The organism is Nocardia coffeae (genome assembly GCF_019890715.1).
Taxonomy (GTDB): Bacteria; Actinomycetota; Actinomycetes; order Mycobacteriales; family Mycobacteriaceae; genus Nocardia; species Nocardia jiangxiensis.
The window spans coordinates 560,352-578,336 of the sequence record NZ_JAINZY010000004.1; the positions used below are offsets into that span (position 1 = coordinate 560,352).

Below are 17,985 nucleotides of genomic sequence, written 5' to 3' on the forward strand. Positions count from 1 at the left end.
CAGGTGATCGGTTACGGCTGTGCCCGCCGGGGCACCTCGGTTGCAAGAGTGCACGCAGATGTGGAAAACCATGAACCATGAGAGGGTTGAGGATGTTGGATCCTGTTCGGCGGTCGCTGGGCCGTCGCCTGCGGTCGCTTAGGATCGCGGCTGGTATGAGTCAAAGCGCGGTAGGAACAGCGGTGTTCCTGTCTCCGCAGTCCATCGGCCGTATAGAGGACGGCCAGTACACGCGAGTGTCCAACCTGCACATCAACGCCCTGTGCGACCTGTACGGGGTCACCGGGGACGGCCGCGAGGTCTTGCTCGGGCTGGTGCAGCAGGTGCGCGAAGCCCGGCGATCGGCGAGCTGGTGGAGTCCATTCGCCGATCTGCTGTCCGCAGACGAGTTGGATCGGCTTGTGCTAGAACAGCACGCGATAGCGGGAACGGCATTCGGCAGCACCCTGGTGCCGCGGTTGGTGCACACCGCCGACTACCGTTGCGCGCTGGAGAGGGTCCTGTACCCGCGGGATTCGCCTGCCGATATCGCCCGGCGGGTCGAGTTGGCCGAGCAGCACTGGGAAAGACTCCACACCAATAACTTTCAGGCTCGCATATACCTCCTCGAATCGGCGCTGCGGCACGTCATAGGTGGACCGGAGGTGATGCACGCTCAGCTGTCGCATCTGGTGGAGATCAGCGAGCGACAGACGGTCTCGATCCACATCATTGGCCGAGAAGTGAACAGTCACATCGGTTTTCACCTCGCCAGTTTCGTTCTGCTGGAGTTCGGGGAACTGCTGGCTGGTGAACCGCCCGAGCCCCCGGAGGTATTCCTCGACGGTGTCCCGGGGGTCCTGCGCTTGCAACGGGAGGGCGGAATCTGCCGCTATCAGGCCGCTACCGATGAACTGAGCCGAATAGCCTTATCCGAGAACACCTCTCGCACCGTCGTGGCCGGGATCGCGCAGGAGTTTCGGGCGTAGAGGCCGGTTCCCGTCCAGGGCTCCGGCCGGACTCGATTGCCGAGTCAGCCAGTCCGAACGAGCGAGCCTTATTCACGGGGGACGGCTCACAGGGCGATGATCCCGACATCCGCGACAGCAGGCAGCCCGTTTACGGGCAGTCCGGGCTGTGGTGCAAATCAGAGACCCCTGGGGCGTCCCGGCTCGCCGACCGAAGTAGTCATCGCCTTCTCTTCTCGTAAGAGAATCTGTGCGAGTTCGTGGTTCAGCAACCGGGTGAGGTCTGTGATCGTCTCCTGGCCGCTGGGCAATCCCGCCGCGTGTTGGATATAGCGGGCAGCCTTGGCAGAGAACGGAGCAGATACGCCGGCGTCGGTCTTCTTGACCGCGACGAACACCTCGAACGGCAGTGGTGGTGCCTGGAACAGGATCCGCGCCGCACTGCGCCAGGTGATCGGGGAGTTCTCGGCGGCGCCAGGAAGCGTTTCGTCCGGCAACTGCGCGATGGCTCCGGCCAGGACATCGGTGATCGCGTCGATGCGATGTTCCGCGCTGATCCATGTGCCTGGCCGTAACGTTTTCACGATGCGTGTCAGGGTCCCGATCGCGACGGGGCTCTGCCCACCAAGCGGGTTGAACGCGAGTGAAATGCTGTGCTCGCGAAGGTTTTCGAGTTCGACCATCACCATGGGCTGTTCCTGGTCGACCGCGGATAGCGCTGACATGCGCTCAAGCATTCCACGGACCAAGATCAACCGGATACGTGAGTGTTAATCTGCTGATACCGAATAGTCGCTTTCCGGACCTGTAGTCGCGGTACGCATCAGCACCGGATCCGGTCACGTGCCCGACAGTTCGATTTCGGCGGTGAGAACCCCGTCGACGGAGTCGATCAGTAGCAGCACGTGTGACCGTGTCGGTGCTCGCTCCGAGGGCTGCCCGGCGAATCGGGCAGCCTCTCACCCGCTGACACGACGCCGGTGCGGGCGCCAGGCTAACTCGCCTTGTTGTATGCCTCCAGGATGCTGGCCTGGATCCGCCCGCGACTGGAAACGTCATAGCCGTTCTTGCGGGCCCACTCCCGAACCGCTTTGGTCTGTTCCTTATCCGCCACAGTGCGATTGCTGACCGTGCTCTTGGACTTGGGGATCCGGCCGACCTTGCGGGCGGGCTCAGCCCACCGCTCGAACGCGTTGCGCAGCTTGCCCGCGTTCTTCACCGACAGATCGATCTCGTACTCGACACCATCGATACCGAACACGACAGTCTCCTGCGCCGCGGACTTACCGTCATAATCGTCGATCAATTCGACGGTGACCTTCTTCGCCATACGAATCTGCCCCTTGTCTTCATCACATTCCTGGAGCAGCAAGCGTAGAACGTGGACGGGCAATGCGCGCGACCGGCACGCGACGAGGACAGCAAAGTGCACGGGCGCAGATGGGGTGTAAGCCCTCATCCCAGAAGGGATTACAGACAGTCGCGGAGTCTCGGCAACAGCTCACCGGCACCCCTGCCGGGCATTGCGGAGTCGAAGGGCGTGTACGGATCTCTCAGACAGTCCCAGTGGTGCTGAGGAATTCGACCACGTCGATGGGTGCTACTCCTGATTACCGGTGATGCTCGGCGGAAAGCCGTTCTGGTTCACGTCCTTTGGCGGAGCACCACCGGAGTGCCTGGGCAGCCCCAGCCGCTGTTGTGTCGGCTGGTTGTGCGCTCTCAGTGTCCTCTCAGCGGTCGAAGAGCAGCCTTGTTGCTGGCGTCTGTTGCCCGGTTGTGCGGGCGGCCATGTCGGGTCCTTGGTTCGCATTTAGTGCGCAACGGACCCGAAGTTGTAGTGATCCATTTGACTGTCAGCCACCAGAATGGGCACCGGCCTGCCGGGTTGTGTGTCCGCGTGTACGGGAAGGCGGAAGGACATGAGGTACGGCACTGCGTTGCGTGAGGAGATCGCCCGGGGCGGAGTCACCCCGTTGATCGGGATCTTCGACATGTATTCGGCCTCGATCGCGGCGCAGCATTTCGGCGGATTATTCGTCTCCGGATTCGGGTTCGCCGCGTCCCATTACGGGCTACCGGACATCGGCTTCATCGCCTGGCCCGACATGGTCGGGTTCGTGCAGCGATTGCGTGGGGCGTTTCCGGACCAGCATGTGCTGGTCGACATCGATGACGGTTACGTCGATCCGGAGGTGGCGTGCCATGTCGTCGGGCAACTGGAGGCGCTCGGCGCGTCGGGAGTGATCCTCGAGGACCAGCAGCGTCCACGACGCTGTGGTCATGTGGCCGGCAAGCAGATCCTGCCACTCGAGCAGTACCTGGAGAAGCTGAACCTGGTGCTGGAAACACGCACCGATCTGGTCGTCGTCGCGCGCACCGACGCTACCGACGAGGACGAGATCCTGTTTCGTGCCGAGGCGTTGGCGGCCACGGACGCCGACGTACTGCTGGTCGACGGTGTGCGCAGTGTCGAATGGATCGCGAAGGTGCGCGGGGTGATCGGGTCCAAACCCTTGCTGTTCAACCAGATCGCCGGTGGTCTCTCACCGCGGCTGTCGTTGAGCGAACTCGAGCAACTCGGCGTCGATGTGGCGATCTACTCCACACCGTGCCTGTTCGCCGCGCACGCGGCTATGACAGACATGCTGCTGAAGCTGCGTGCTGACGACGGCCGCTTGGCTGAGGTCGGTGACAGCGACGTCGGGGTGGCCTCATCGATCGCTCTGCTGGAGGCGAACATCTTTCGACATCACTCCCGGCGCATCAGCGCCGACCCGGCACTGGCCACCTGGCCGGCGAGATGACGCAGCGGGCCGGCGATCGATCCCGCCCTCCTGCCGCACCGCGCGCTGGTCGCTGACACCGCAGTCGATGCGGTCGTTGTGACTGAGATCGTTCTCGGCGCGGCACAGCGAAATCTCAGGATCACATCGATAACGTACGAGTTTTGTTGCCGCGCAATGACTCTCGACTCTCAAAGGAATGATTGATGCACAGTATGAAACGAATTGTGGCTACTACGGTCAGTGTCGCATTCGCTGCCACTGCAATAGGCGGTTCGGGCGCGGTTGCCGCAGCGGCTCCCTGTGTCGGCGTCGCGGCCCATTTGCCTGTCGCAACCGACCACCCGCCCGCCTCTTCCGATCCCGATGACGACCTCGACCCCCCGCCCCACTTCGGCCACCACCGAGCCACCGGTAGTCACGATCACGATCGCGATGGCGGTTCTCGTCAGAACGGCGAGAGGTAACGGTTCGATCGCCAGCACGCGAGGGCTGATATGCAATAGCCCTGGGCGCTTCGACCAGGTCGTCACCGACCTGGTCGAAGCTGATGCAGCGGAGGCCAGGATCACGGCGGCGAAGACCACCGCCGAGGCGGCGTAACCCGAATGCAGTGTGTAGGCGCTGAAGTCGTCCAGAGCAGTACCCATGGCGAAGGTGACTATGACCGCAGCACCGCGGAACAGTTCAGGCTGGGGGTATCGACTCTGTGGGATGGACAGCGTGTGTTAGATCATCCGGTACCAGGCGAGGAACACCGTCGACATGGCTGCGGCGTAGACGATGGTGGAAACGGTGTAGGTACACCGAGGAGGACGTGCATCACGTCGGCGGCCATGGTGCCGAAGACACCGACCATGACCTCCGCGAGCCAGTACGTCCATGCGATGTAGCGGCGAGCCGGCAGTTGCAGGACAAGGGCGGTCAGGAAGGCGAGGAACCCGAGCGCGACCGCGATCTGCGGGCGTCAGAACGGACGATGACGCATTCGGACTGCCGGAGGTCGATGTTCGGTATCTCGTTGCGGCAGCCAATGTGATCGTGGAATCGGTCGATGAGTAGGTCTGATTGTCGCGGACGTCGACAGCTCCGGGCAGGACGGTGGCTGTTGTGCCCGGAGCTGCCCCTCATCGCCGGGGCCTCGGCTTCAAGTTGCCGGAGCCACGGTCTTGTTCGCCTGGACGACCGGCCAGCTGGTCGACGGACAGAGCCGACTGCGCGGCGCCGTCGGGCATCATGCCGTCGGGCACGAACTGGTCCTTGTCCTGGTCGAGCGTCTTCATGTAGTCGGCCTGTGGTGGTCAGGGTGTTGGAGACGAATTTCGGCGGCTTGTGGGCCGTGATATCGGCGGCGCTGTGGGTGTGGATGTAGTGCATCGTGTCGACGAGGGCGTTGACAACCTTCTGCACCACGTCCTTGTGCGAGTTCACCCAGTCGGCCTTGGACAGCACGGCCGCAGCGGGATAGATGCCGTCGACGTCGTGCCGTCGTGAGAACTTCCCCTGCTGGCCGGACCCTACCGGATGAACAAGGCGGCGCGGAAACAACGAGTGCGCCTGTCACGCAACCACAAGCAATTGCACCGACACCATTCTCTAATCCGGCCGCTCAGCGTGGAACCGGGCACGTGGTGAAGTGTCGCGTCGACGGCTTGTGGTCGTTCCTGATCCGTCGACGCTCGTCCAGCGCGATATCCGTTGCGCAGAAACATGTTTCAGTTTCATGGCTGTACTGCGTCGATGGGCGCAGCGGGGTGTAGTCCGCAGTGAAGGTGCGCATCCTGGCAGCGAGCTGTGGCTGCTGGTGGGGCCGGTGTTCGAGGATCGAGGTCACCCACGCCCACGCCCGGAGCCTGTTCAGGCTCAGAAGAGGGTGCATGTCGAGCTGGTCCATCAGTGCCGCAACCGACGGGACACGGCTGGGGCCGATCTGACAGACCGCCCACAGGGCAGCATCGGAATGGAGGTCTCCGATAGCACCGAAAGGGTTGATGGCACACCAGGTTCCGCCGCCTTCGAGGATGTTGCCTGGATGCAGATCCGCATGCACCACATGCCGAGCCGGTGTGGAGCGCAGCAGCACTTCGAGCACCGAACAGGTGTCGTCGAGAGCCGCGATGGCGGCGGGCTGCCGGTCGGGCGCGGTGTAGCGGGGGTCGGTGGCCAGCTCCCGCGCCCAGCCGACTCGCATCTCCATGACGTGGGCCAAGTCGACCAACGGCGGTAGCGGATCCGGTGAAGGTTGATGGAGCTGGGTCAGCAGCTGAGAGAAAGCGGTGGCGTCGGCGGCGGCGGGCGTGCCCGCGAGCATGGTGCCTGGCTGGGTCGTGACGAACACCCCGAAGTCCGGATCGGTATGCAGCACAATCGGTGTGGCGCCGGTGTGTGTCCACCACCGCGGCAGGTCAGCCTCGACGCGACCGGCCGCGGGATCGGCCGGGATCTTCAGCACAACCGGTACCTGGCCCTCGCTGACGCAATACACGCAGCACGGGGTGGCCGCGCCGTCGGCGATCGTCCGTGCGGTCAAATGCCACCGTCGCAAATATCGGCCGATACGCGCGGGCAAGCGCTCGAGCCAAGCGCGACCTACGTACTCGCCACGAAACGCCAGGATTGCCCCGACCAACGACTCAGGGATAGGCAGTACCCCCGCCACGCTCATTGCCCTGCGCGCGAACCGCGCGCGGCTTGCAGGCTTGTGTGCGCCGGAGCTCTCCATATCGGCCCTCCCTGTCTTGTTAAGCTCCCCGCTTCAGAGCGAGGATACCTTCCCGGCCGATCAAACACATTCCTGTCGCATCGTCCTGGACACCCCAACCGATACTCGCGTTTTAATTTACTCAGCGCCGCAACGGTTTTCAGCGTATACGGGCGCCGACCGCGCCGCAGTCGATTTGCCCGTCCCGGGGAATCCGCAGCATACCGCGCTGGGGCGGCTGGGGCGTAGCGGCCCCGAATTGCGCAGACATGAAAACGACTGTGCCGCAAGAGACTCCGTCACGACCGCATCCAAGTTCGATAGTGGCGTTGCCAATCCGGACAGATCAGGTCGCCGCCCTCGGCTGGCTTCGGGGCGGCCGGGCAGATCCACGCCCGAACTGTTCTGAGTCGCCCGGCGCCGTCGAGCGCGAAACCCTTCTTCCGCTGTCGGATGGGAGTGTGCTCGCCGACTCCCCAATGCTCGGCGAGAACCGGCTGAGTTGGAAGATCGCCATCGTCGATGGTGGATCCCCGGCAAGGCTCGCAAGCCTGCTGGGGCTGCGGCGGTGCGTGGGATGTTGCCGTTGACGGGTACCACTAGCTGCTGTCGAACATATGTTCCCATTGGCTGGGATGGTCGGAGGAGGTGCGGCTGAATGGTCGTTATCATCGACCCTTAGGAGCTCGCTGGCCTGTCCCGTGCAAAGCGAGACGCCCTGTTACAGCGCAAGCTGGCCGCCGTTCCCTCTCGCTGTTACGCCGAGCAATCTTCCCTCGCCGCCTCCTCATGGACAGCCCGATCGGACGTCCCGGTTGTCCGGGTCCCCGCCCCACTCGCTGATATCTTGCCGTGCGGGGGATTTCCCGCGGCGACGTCACGCTCTATTCAGGCGCGACAGGGTTGCTGCTCGGCATCGTCGCGGCAGCGAGAGCAATCCGGGCACCGCGCCCCGGGCCCGACCCAACAACCTGGCTGAGGCAGTTGAACGGGCGGTGGCCCGCCACCAAACCTGCTTGCCCCCCGCGCTCGCCGTGGGGACCGACATCGACGGCGGTGCCCACGAGGCGCAGGACGGTGACGGCCCGGCGGGTCCCGCAGACCCTCCATTGCCGCCGGCAACGTCACGCCGCGGTGCACGCATTGCTCGCCGAAGGCCTTGCCATCAAGGAAATTTGCCGCCTCGGCCTCGTGTCGGCACGGTGCGCCGCTGCGCGCGGCGGCATAGTGAATGAGTTATTGACCCCGCAACGGAGCCAGCCACGGGCCCAGCCTGCTCAACGAATTCAAACCTTACCTGCATGAACGCTGGAACGCCGGATGCGCCCAAGTCGCCGTGCTCTTCGATGAAATCACCGCACGCGCCTACCGCGGCCGCCCAACCCTCGTCCGCCGTTACATGCACCAATTCCGCACGACCGCGCGCATTCACCAACCGCCGCGCAAACCTCCGTCCGTCCGACGAGCCGTCAGCTCGATCATGACCGACCCCGCCGCCATCGACTCGGCCGACCAGCAACAAGATTTCACCCGCCGCTGACAAGAACTCCGGCCCCCTTCGCAAGGACGACGAGCTCACCGTCCGATATGAGGCATGGAGGAGTTCGGAGGCCGCGGTGGCGACGTCGGGTAAGGCAACCGCTGAGAGATCCGTATCCTGGCGGGACTGGAGTCTGCCCAAGCTTGGGTTTACCAAGAGGATAACCGTAAGCCGTCCCTCTTCTGCCCCGCGATCCAGCCCCGTGGCAGTGTCTGCTCCTTGAGCAGTTGCCGCCGGTCCACGTCGAGGCTTCTGCCTCCGCACAGGAGCAGTGATTCAGAATCCCCGAACGCGGGCCGGTCGCTCGTCGTCGCCTCAGTCGACCTCTGCCGCGCGCCGCAGCTCACGCCGCCTCTCCGCGTCCCGCCAGCGGCGCCGCTCCTCGTCCGTCGTTGGGACGTGCGCGCGGACGGGCGTCGGCTGGCCCTCGTCATCGACCGCGACCATGGTGAAGTAGCAGCTGTTTGTGTGTCGCACCTGGTGCAGTCGGATGTCCTCGGTGGTCACCCGGATCCCGACCTCGAGCGACGTCCGGCCGGTGTAGTTGACGGACGCCTGGAACGTCACCAGCTCACCGATGTGGATCGCCTCTCGGAACACCACCCGGTCGACCGACAGGGTGACCACATAGGACTGGGCGTACCGGCTCGCGCAGGTGAACGCCACTTGGTCGAGGAGCTTGAGGACGAGTCCTCCGTGCACGTGCCCGGAGAAGTTGGCCATGTCGGGTGTCATCAGCACGGTCATCGACAAGCGATGCCGGGCACGTCCTTCGAGAATCGGGTCGAACACGGATCCTCCCACTGCACTAGGTGTCGGTTCGTCCTCAGTCGCTGCCGCGCGTGGTCGCCCCCACGTCAGGGTGCAGGGTGACGAAGAGGGCCTGTGCCTGCGCGACGACGACGTCACCCCGGCAGAGTTCCCCCGCCAGGAACACTTTGCGTCCGTCGACCCGGTCTATCCCGCCGGAGAATGTGAGCTCCTCGCCGAGCGGCGCCATCGCGCGGTAGTCCACGTGCAGGTAAGCCGTGCGGGTCTCGTCCCGCCCACCGCCAAGCGATACCAGCCCGAGTACGTGGTCGAACAGCAGCGCGGTCGCGCCACCGTGCACCACGCCCAGGCTGCCGTGGTAGAAGTCGGCGAATGTGACCCGGCCCCGTACCGACTCGGCGTCGAGTCCGTCAACGACATGGTCTGGAAGGAAATCCGAGCGGGAAGTCGCTGTGAGGTCCGCACCATCCGCCGCCGACGTCCCGACACCGATGCGCAGCAGCCCCTCGATCGCCCGCAGCCGATCGTCGACCATGGTGCGCAGCACCGCACCGAGACCGGTGTCGGCCAGGTACCCCTGCAGATCCCCGAGCCGGGCGATCAGCTCGTCGGTGGTGGGCTTGCGCAACGTTTCCGGGGGCATCGCCAGTCCTTCCGAGTCGTTCATTTTGCCAGCACGGCCTAGCGTCCGACGAAAACGGGCCGGCGTCGCTCCCTGCGCGCCGCCACGCTGTCGGCGTAGTCCTCCGTCTGTCTCACCCAGCCGATGGTCGCTTCGAACTCGCAGGCATCCCCCGGGAGATCCTCGACCTGCAGCTGCTCCTTGAAGTAGGCGACCAACAGCGGCGCGTACCCCGCAATCCGCCCGGCCCACTCGACTGCGACCGCGAGCTCGCCGACTCGGTCGGCGAGGCCGAGCGCAAAAGCACGGTCGGCGTTCAGCACGTCCCCCCCGATCAGCATGGCACGCGCCGCGCCAACGCCAGCGAGAGCGACGATCCGGCGGATCGTGCCGGGGCTGACCGGGAGGCTGATCGCGGCGGCAGGGACCCGCAAGTCGGCCGCCGGGCTCATTACCCTGAGGTCGCAGGTGACGGCCAGCTGGGCACCCGCGCCGATCGCCGGGCCGTTGAGATGAGCGAGCACTGGCACCGGTGATCGGCGGATCGCCTCGAAGGCATCCTCCAACCTCGCGCCGGTCTCCGCTGGGTCCGAGTTGAGGTCACCCCCCGCGCAGAAGGTCGAGCCCGCACCGGTGAGGACCACAGCCCGCGCGCCTTGCTCGCGCGCCTCCGCGATCGCGGAAGTCAACGCCGACCAGTGCTCCGGATCCAATGCGTTGCGCCGCTCCTGCCGGTCCACGACGATTTGCGACACCAGTCCGCCCTGCAGCCTTTCGTGCCGGATCATCGCACCTCTCCCTGAGCAGAGCTTTCATTCATAATATCGAACGCCTATACGTTATATGGTATCTCCGTGCACGGTCAAGCGCACGCCGGAGGCCCGGACCCTAGCCGGGAGCCCACCAGGCGCGCCAACAACGGCGCGACGACGAGCATGAGGATTACCCGAATCACCTGGACCGCCACAACGAATGCGACGTTCCCACCGGAGGAGGTGGCCGTGGCGAGCACGGCGTTGAGCCCTCCGGGGGTGGTGGCGAGGTAGCCGTCGAGCACACTGGTGCCGGTTGCGGCGGACAGAGTCCAGCCCAGGCCCGCACACATCGCGACGATCCCCAGGATCAGCACGGATGCGAGAGGGAGCAGTCGAAGGACCGTCCTCAATGCCTCCCGGGTAAAGACGAGCCCGGCCTGCCAGCCGATCACGGCGTAGGTCGCGTTTACCAGCAAGTCCGGCGGGACAGCGCCGAACGTCCATCCGCTCAGCGATAGAGCTAGCGCCACGACCATGGGACCGAGCAGTGTACCGGCAGGGATCCGCAGCCACTCTGCCATCGGCGCGCCGACCATCGAGCAGACAACCACCAGCGCGAGCCCGAGATACCAGGGCGCGAAGCCGCCCGGCCCGATGGTGCCTACCCCATCCACCGCACCACTGGCGAGCCCTGCGGCGAGCGGCAGCGTGGCGGTGACCAGCCCGACCCGCAGGTACTGGATCACCGCGACGATCCGCTCGTCGCCGCCCAGGTCACCGGACATCGCGACGAGCCCGGTCGCCCCACCCGCAGTGAGGGCCAGCATTCCGGTCAGCGGTGTCACCCCGCGCCGGATCCCGAGCAGGAGTCCGGCAGCTGTGCTGATGAGCAGCGTGCCTAGACTGACGAGCAAGACTGGAAGCCAGCCCTCGGACACGGTCAGGAGCGTCTCCGGCCGGGCCATGACCCCGATCGTCACCCCGATCACCGCCTGAGCCCCGGTCGAGGCTCGCCGCGGCACGCCGCGGGGCCCGATTCCGACGAGGGCGAGCACCACTCCAACGGCCAGCCCGGCGAACAGCGCCGGAGACTGGACGCCCACCCACCCGAGGGCCACGGTGGCCACGATGGTCGCAGCAACCAGCAGTCCCCAACGCCACCAAGAGACCGCGCGGAGCCGCGCCGCGAGACCGCGCGAGTTGTCCGGCTCCATCGTCCTCCCGTCCACGAGCGCTGTCCGGGGCGTGGAGGCCTCTCCGGCCCTCGCCCACCCCGATCAGGCCGTCTTCTTTTATGAACGTACATACCTTATTGCGAACATAACGTTGGCGTGGGACGCGGTCAACCGCAGGTCAATCCGAGCGTGATGTCCGGTTGCGACTCGGATTTAAGCGATCCCGGCGGCGGCCTCCACAACACCGGAGCGGCACTCCAGCGCTCGAGGACGCCCGCCGATACCGATCATGACCACCACGATCCAGTCGGCCAGCATCGCCGACCTGCACCGAGTTGTCGAACTGGGCAGCGCAGTTCGCGAACGCGACCACACGGCGATCACCAGGAAGTCGTTTTGTCCAAGCCGCAAGAAGACGCAGGCTGCCGTAGCGACCCGACACTGCCGACGAGCATCTGCGGACGAGTAGCGCAAAAGTGCGGTTTCGTCGTGAGCATGTCTCCCGCGACGTCGATTCCGAACACGGTCACGCTCACTCGGAGTCAACGCCGTTGTGATCTACCTCGGCCGACACCGCCTGCCGATCACATCAGGCGGCCGCGCGATGGCGCTGGTGCGAGGGCTCGCTTGATGACGGTCGAGCAGCCCCACGACCTCAACGACCGCGGCAGCACGACCGGGCGCATAACCGCGTGCCTACGGGAGAACAGATCCCGGTCAATCGCCGTCTCGTCCGGCAGCCACATCCAGTTCGACCATCGACGAGTGCACTCCGTCGACGGCGCCTTCCCTGTCAGCGGCCGGTCGCGCAAATCCGCGGTCGTGAGAGGTGGCCACGGGAGGGCCTCGGTGTGGATCCCCTCCTTCGAGCCTGACCGCCCCAGGCAGAGGTCATGTCACGAATCAGGGCGCGGCTGGGCCGACCGTCGTCCCCGCCGCCTGGGCGAGCTCGGCGAGGCGCTTGCCCAGGAAATGGGTGATCCCGGGGGGCTGGCTGGTCATACCTGCATCGACCGGGAGTGAGATGCCGGTGATGTACTTCCCGGTGTCGGCGGCCAGAAACAGCATCGCGTCCGAGATTACCCGCGGCTCGACCCAGGCGAGCGGCAGCTGGTTTACGGACGCCAATGGGAACTCCATGTCCTTGAACGTAGCGTTCGGATTGTCCGGGACGAACCGCTCCAGGTTGGACTCGTTCATCATCAGCGGCGTGGGCACGTTGGTGGGGCACACCAGGTTGCAACGGATCCAGAATGGCGACAGGTCGGCGGCCAGGCAGCGCACGAGTCCGACGAGACCATGCTTCGCCGCCGTGTACCCGGCATTGTTGTAGATGCCGACCAGCGACGCCGCCGATCCGGTGACCTGGATCGAGCCGCCACCGTTCTCCTTCAGGTACGGAATAGTGGCGGTGGCCGTGCGCCACACTGCCGAAAGGTTCACCTCGACCAGCGTGTCGAACACCTCGTCAGTGTCCTCATCGTCCGTGGTGTGGGGCCGGGCGATGCCGTGGTTGATCAGCACCGTGTCCAGGCGGCCCAGCTCACCGACCGCCTCCGCCACGACCTGGCGCAGGCGCCCGCTGTCCCGCGCATCCGTCTGATAGGTGAGGCAGCGCCGGTCCAGCTTCTCCACCTCGTGGGCGGTCTCGGCGAGCTCGTCGGCGGTGCCCATCGGGTACAGCGCATGGGGGATCGGTGCGCAGACGTCGATCGCTACGACGTCTGCACCCTCCTCGGCAAACCGGATCGCGTGCGAACGGCCCTGGCCGCGCGCCGCGCCCGTGATCAGCACGACCCGCCCGTCCATGAGTCCCATTGGTCGTTCTCCTTCGCTCCGGTGCGGAAGTTAAGTGGACGCGGCGGCCACCCCAAGGACGGCGTGACGCATTCCGTGTTCATCATTCTGTATGGGCGCACCCTATAATGAACGCTAGATGTGAGTCAACGGCCACAGCGGCCGACGAAAGCTCTTTGAAGGACGGCTGGTCCGCGCCGCTCCGCTCGAACTTTCGCGACACCCCGACTTCGCCAGGAACGACAGCTCGACCCTGAACATCAACACCACCGCGCTACACGCCGCACTGCCCCCGGCTAGCACAGTCCGACTTCCACGACTAAGCTTAGAAAGTGATCACGACATGGGCTGCGCCTGCGGCATCGTGGTCAGCTCGCTGAGCTTGTCAGGCAGTCGGCGCGAGCCCACGGCTGCGCGGATCCAGGGACGCCCATCGAGTTGTGCGGTGGCTGGCATGTCGAACCAGGAGCGGTGCTCAAGGTCGACGATGGCTGTGGCCCCGCCGATCTTGGCTCGATGCCGCTCGATCTCCTTGCGTGAGCAGCCGAGCGTCAGCGCCATCGCGAAAAGATTGGTGCTTCCGCTGTGGCCGGGAATCGGTCTCCGGTCGGCGATGTGCTGGTCCAGCAGCGAGTGGTAGCCGTGACGTGCACTCACTGATGCTTCTAGCAGAACACCACGACATTCACCGCCTCATCGGTGGCGGTCTGATTCGCGAAACCCGCGAATACGGTGCAGAGGGACCCTAATGATTTCCAGCCCATACTTCGCGGTTGAAGGCTGCGGCAGCGCGCACGGCACTCGCCTGTTGCCCCACGCATCTACTACAGCGGAAAAGTGGGGTGGACGGGATCTCCTCTGCCGCACCAGAACGCGGAGCGCAAGCAGACCTGGCACTTCCCGACCCCGGTGGTGAACGGTGAGCTTCCGACCCCGTTCCAACAGGCGGCGATGGTGTCTGACGTGGTCAATGTCGTCTCGAATTGGGGTGACCACGGCGTCGAGTTCATCGAAACCGACGTCACCCTCTCACTGGTCCGGCTTCCCGAGGGATCCGAATTCGGTCTCGTTGCGAACAACGGGCAGAGTACGACGATTTCAGTGGGGACCGCCGCAGTCGTCGATCGGAAAGGGGTAGTGGGCTACGCGAGCATGACTGGACTGGCCAACGGCCAGATCATCGACCCTCGAGTGCACGGGGACCTGTTTGAAACACTTGCCCGGATAACGCGGCCACTATCTGAGCGGGAAACACCGATGTCATCGAGCGGTCGCGCGTTCGTCGCTGCTCGCATGCATACGGCCCTCGACCCGCTATGCGCCTGCATCGTGACCAGCGACACCTCCATAGTGGGATTAGAGGAGACTAACCATGGGTCTGTGCCACAACCCAGGCTGCGACTTGTGTCCGGGAGGTGAATCCCAATTTCGTCAATATGTGCTCAACGTGGCCTTGGGCGGTCCGGACCGAGATCACCAGGCGGTCTGCGATGGCTTGATTCGTCATGCCCTCGCTGATCAGATCGGCGACTTCGCGTTCCCTTCGGGTCAATCGCGTCGACGCAGCTGCGGCGGACACCGATGCACTCATGGGCTCCTCACGAAGAGCGCAGCGGATCGCGCCATCGAAACCGAGATTTCGTCCCCTCCGGCGGGCCGCCTCGAATGGCTTATCGCCGAGTTTCTGTAGTATTTCTTCCTCGCATTCCTGTTGATAGACAAGCAAACTCGCATGAATAACGGCAGAAGTCCCCATCGACTGCGCCAACCCTTCCGCAGCCCCCATCAGCACCGCAGCCCTCGACTCGTCGCGTAGTTCACAAGTGATCCAGGCCAGCGCTGCAAGACACGATGAGGCGACACGTGGATTGTGCGCTTGCCGGGCCAGCTCCAGCGATTGATCAAGCAGTCGCACCGCATGGTCAGCATTACCTTGTCGCCATATAACGATTGCTAATGCCCACAGCGAGTAGGACCGATACATCTGCTCGCCGCGCCTCTCGGTAATCGCGAGAACATGCTGAAAGCATTCGGTGGCTTGCTGCGTCAAACCGCACAGGCCATAGGCCAAGCCCAGTGCGTACCCGACGCTGATTTCGAGTGCGTTTTTCCCCTGTTCGCGGAACTCGGCCAGGGCCGCCTCGAGGTGAGGGTGTGACCGTGTGGGATCGCCTCTGTAGAGGGCCAGCATGCCGTCTGCGGCATCGACGAGGGCGTGCATCATTCGGTCGTCCGTCCGCTTGATGGCCGTGCGCCCTTTCTTCACGAGAGTCGCGCCGTCCTCGTGGTGGCCCTGCACGCCGGCCATCACTGTGGCACAGTAGAGCGCTGCCACCCATTCGACGGTGGGTACGCCAGTCTGGCGAACGATCAGTTTGTTGAGCCAGCGACTTGCCTCGTTGTACAGACCCTGGGAGCCCCAGAACCAGTAGAGCGCGGCCGCCATACGAAGACCGGCGGCTAGATCGTCGTCGATGCAGAATTCCAGGGCTTCCCGGACGTTCGGCTGTTCCAGTTTCAGGCGGGTAATCCAATCGATCTGTTGTGTGCTGATCCACTCGACTTCCGATGTAAGCACCAAGGCTTGGTACCAATTCCGGTGGCGGCGACGCAACGCGCTCGCCTCACCGGTCAGGTCGAGTTTCTCGTAGCCATATTCGCGGAGGGTCTCGAGTAGCCGGAAGCGCACCACCGATTCGTGTTCTTCACGGATCAGAATTGACTTTTCTACCAGGGACATCAGCGTATCCAGCAAGTCCTCCGGTGTAATGTCGGCACCGCACACCTGCTCTGCGCCATCAAGATCGAAGCTCCCTGCGAATACTGCTAGCCACCCCCACACTTGTTGTTCGCGGGCGTCGCACAGGTCGAAGCTCCAGTCGATACACAACTGCAGGGTCTGTTGCCGCGTCGGTGCGCCTCGACTACCGCGGGTAAGCAGGGTGTACCGGTCGGTCAGCCGTTGCAGGATCTGCTCGGGTGACATCGCCCGCAACCGGGCCGCCGCCAATTCGATCGCCAGCGGCAATCCATCGAGACGATGACATATTCCTGCCACCGTCACCGCATTGTCGTCGGTGACCGAGAATCCCGGAACCGCGGTAGCAGCGCGTTCGGCGAACAACGTCACCGAATCAGATTTCGACAGCTCCCGCGGCGCGAGCGCTCCCTGTAGTTCCGGGACTGTCAGAGGGGGGACCCGAAGCGCCGCCTCACCGCCGATGCCGAGGGGTTCGCGGCTGGTGGCCAGAACCCGCACCCCCGAGCAAGTATGCAGCAGGAGGCCAGCGAGTTCGGCGACCGCCTCGATCATATGCTCGCAGTTGTCGAATACCAGCAGGAGTTCCTTCGGTGCCAGGTACTCCACCAGGACTTCCTGGAATGGCCGCGCCGACTGGTCTCGCAATCCCACGGCACCGGCCACGGCGTCCGCCAATGATGCCTCGTCGCGCAATTCACCCAACTCGACGAGGCATACACCGTCGGCGTACTCCCGACGCACCCTCGCCGCGATCCGCATCGCCAACCGCGTCTTGCCGACACCACCGATCCCGGTCAAGGTCACAAGCCGGGACCGGGCGAGCAGATTCTTCGTCTCGGTCAGTTCGTGGCGGCGGCCGACGAAAGTAGTCAGTTCCAGGGGAAGATCTCCCGTCGCGCCGACAGCGGAGTGCGCAGAGAATTGTGGCCGCCCACGCGACGCGGCTCCTCGGTAATCGACGCCAATATCAGGTTTCACACGTAGGGCCATCTCATCGACCGGCAAGCCGTATTTTTGCTGGAGTTGTCGTAGCTCCTCCCCGAAATCCGCGACAGTGGCCGGGCGCTCATCGACCGTGTGGGACATCGCGCGTGCAATCGCCGCGGACACCTCGTCGGGAACCCCCTTTTCATTCAGGTCGGGCGCCGCTTGCGTGGCGATCCGTAGAAACTGGGCAACGACATGCTCCCCGCTACGGCGTTCGAATGCGGCGGCGCCTGTCAGAGCACTGAACAAGGTGGCACCCAGGCCATAGACGTCGGCCGCCGGACTCGGTGGATCGCCGCCCAGCACCTCCGGCGCGGTGTAGGCCGGTGACCCGGTGATGGCACCGGTGGCGGTCTCGAAGGCACCGGCGATGTGCGCGATGCCGAAGTCGGACAAAGCGGGCTCACCGTACTCGGTGAGCAGGATGTTTGCAGGTTTGATATCTCGATGAAGGACGCCGAGTCGATGCATAGTCTCCACCGCACCAGCCAGCTTCACCCCTAGACGCAGAGCTTCGCTCAACGGCAGCGGACCATGAAGGCGGATCCGCGCGTCGAGGGAATCCTGCGGATGGTAGGGCATGACTATGTAGGGGAGTCCGCTATCGGTGACGCCGACCTGCAGAACGTTGACGATATTCGGATGACCGGTCAGGCGGCCCATTGCGCGCTGCTCCCTGAAGAACCGGGCCCGGCTTTCCTCGTCGAGTTCGACGGTAAGTACCTTCACTGCCACCGTACGATCCAGGTCCTTCTGGATACATCGATAGACGACGCCGAAACCGCCGCGTCCGATCTCCTCCGCGCCGTGGAATCCGGCGCTACCCAGATCCGCGGCCAGGGAGGGCGGGTACGGCTGAGTATCTAGCGGATCACCTTCACCCATCCGAACGGTCTACTTACTCCGTCGGCTCTTTCCATACGCACTGGTCCCGACGGCATAACCAGCGCAAACTGACTTGGGCGCACGTGTTGATGCATCTACTCAACAATATCCCTTTGCCAGTTCCCTCGAAGGGAGGTGACAGGGCTGGCTCGGCCGCCGCGCAGACGGCGTCCATGAGTCTCGTAGCCGATCAGGGCATTTAACGCCACAGCGAGTGCCGGCGGGCGGGGTGCGAGCACGATGACCCAAGTGACGATCTTC

Annotated in this window: 15 protein-coding genes; 3 read left to right on the forward strand and 12 right to left on the reverse strand. The window is 64.5% G+C overall.

The annotated features are described in order from the left end of the window. Positions 1–92: 92 nt before the first annotated feature. Positions 93–968 (forward strand): helix-turn-helix domain-containing protein, encoded by an 876-nt coding sequence (locus K7711_RS19335; RefSeq protein ID WP_268929335.1) that lies wholly within the window; start codon positions 93–95, stop codon positions 966–968. Between the two features lie 158 nt (positions 969–1,126). Here K7711_RS19335 and K7711_RS19340 read toward each other — a convergent pair whose 3' ends face one another. Beyond that, positions 1,127–1,636, reverse strand: a complete 510-nt coding sequence (locus K7711_RS19340; protein WP_222970792.1) for a hypothetical protein — start codon at positions 1,634–1,636, stop codon at positions 1,127–1,129. Positions 1,637–1,941: 305 nt separating this feature from the next. Next, entirely contained in the window at positions 1,942–2,277 is a 336-nt protein-coding gene (locus tag K7711_RS19345; protein WP_222970793.1) for a histone-like nucleoid-structuring protein Lsr2, read from the reverse strand. Between the two features lie 589 nt (positions 2,278–2,866). On the opposite strand from K7711_RS19345, the gene K7711_RS19350 reads away from it, so the two are divergent. Continuing rightward, positions 2,867–3,751 (forward strand): isocitrate lyase/PEP mutase family protein, encoded by an 885-nt coding sequence (locus K7711_RS19350; RefSeq protein ID WP_222970794.1) that lies wholly within the window; start codon positions 2,867–2,869, stop codon positions 3,749–3,751. 170 nt (positions 3,752–3,921) lie between these two features. Here K7711_RS19350 and K7711_RS19355 read toward each other — a convergent pair whose 3' ends face one another. The 7 genes from K7711_RS19355 to K7711_RS19385 form a co-directional block, all read right to left on the reverse strand. Beyond that, a complete protein-coding gene (locus K7711_RS19355; RefSeq protein WP_222970795.1) occupies positions 3,922–4,380 on the reverse strand; it encodes a hypothetical protein in 459 nt (152 codons plus the stop codon). A 477-nt stretch (positions 4,381–4,857) separates the two neighbouring features. Further along, entirely contained in the window at positions 4,858–5,013 is a 156-nt protein-coding gene (locus tag K7711_RS19360) for a hypothetical protein (protein ID WP_222970796.1), read from the reverse strand. A 326-nt stretch (positions 5,014–5,339) separates the two neighbouring features. Further along, a complete protein-coding gene (locus K7711_RS19365) occupies positions 5,340–6,260 on the reverse strand; it encodes an aminoglycoside phosphotransferase family protein (protein ID WP_222970797.1) in 921 nt (306 codons plus the stop codon). Between the two features lie 2,026 nt (positions 6,261–8,286). Continuing rightward, complete coding sequence (locus tag K7711_RS19370) at positions 8,287–8,718, reverse strand: acyl-CoA thioesterase (protein ID WP_222970916.1); 432 nt, start codon at positions 8,716–8,718, stop codon at positions 8,287–8,289. Between the two features lie 79 nt (positions 8,719–8,797). Next, positions 8,798–9,409 carry a PaaI family thioesterase gene (locus K7711_RS19375; RefSeq protein WP_222970798.1) on the reverse strand — a complete coding sequence of 204 codons (612 nt, stop codon included), beginning with the start codon at positions 9,407–9,409 and terminating at the stop codon, positions 8,798–8,800. Positions 9,410–9,423: 14 nt separating this feature from the next. Beyond that, entirely contained in the window at positions 9,424–10,152 is a 729-nt protein-coding gene (locus K7711_RS19380; protein ID WP_222970799.1) for an enoyl-CoA hydratase-related protein, read from the reverse strand. 74 nt (positions 10,153–10,226) lie between these two features. Continuing rightward, positions 10,227–11,333, reverse strand: a complete 1,107-nt coding sequence (locus tag K7711_RS19385) for an AbrB family transcriptional regulator (protein ID WP_222970800.1) — start codon at positions 11,331–11,333, stop codon at positions 10,227–10,229. Between the two features lie 250 nt (positions 11,334–11,583). Between K7711_RS19385 and K7711_RS19390 the strand changes: the two genes are divergently transcribed. After that, the gene (locus K7711_RS19390) at positions 11,584–11,763 is read left to right on the forward strand and encodes a hypothetical protein (RefSeq protein ID WP_222970801.1); all 180 of its coding nucleotides are present in this window, start codon (positions 11,584–11,586) and stop codon (positions 11,761–11,763) included. Between the two features lie 434 nt (positions 11,764–12,197). Here K7711_RS19390 and K7711_RS19395 read toward each other — a convergent pair whose 3' ends face one another. From K7711_RS19395 to K7711_RS19405, 3 genes are all read right to left on the reverse strand, one after another. Continuing rightward, a complete protein-coding gene (locus tag K7711_RS19395) occupies positions 12,198–13,112 on the reverse strand; it encodes a mycofactocin-coupled SDR family oxidoreductase (protein ID WP_222970802.1) in 915 nt (304 codons plus the stop codon). A 315-nt stretch (positions 13,113–13,427) separates the two neighbouring features. Further along, the gene (locus K7711_RS19400; protein ID WP_222970803.1) at positions 13,428–13,748 is read right to left on the reverse strand and encodes a hypothetical protein; all 321 of its coding nucleotides are present in this window, start codon (positions 13,746–13,748) and stop codon (positions 13,428–13,430) included. A gap of 709 nt (positions 13,749–14,457) precedes the next feature. Next, positions 14,458–17,724: a protein kinase domain-containing protein gene (locus K7711_RS19405; RefSeq protein WP_222970804.1), complete on the reverse strand. Its 3,267-nt coding sequence runs from the start codon at positions 17,722–17,724 to the stop codon at positions 14,458–14,460. Between the last annotated feature and the right edge of the window lie 261 nt (positions 17,725–17,985).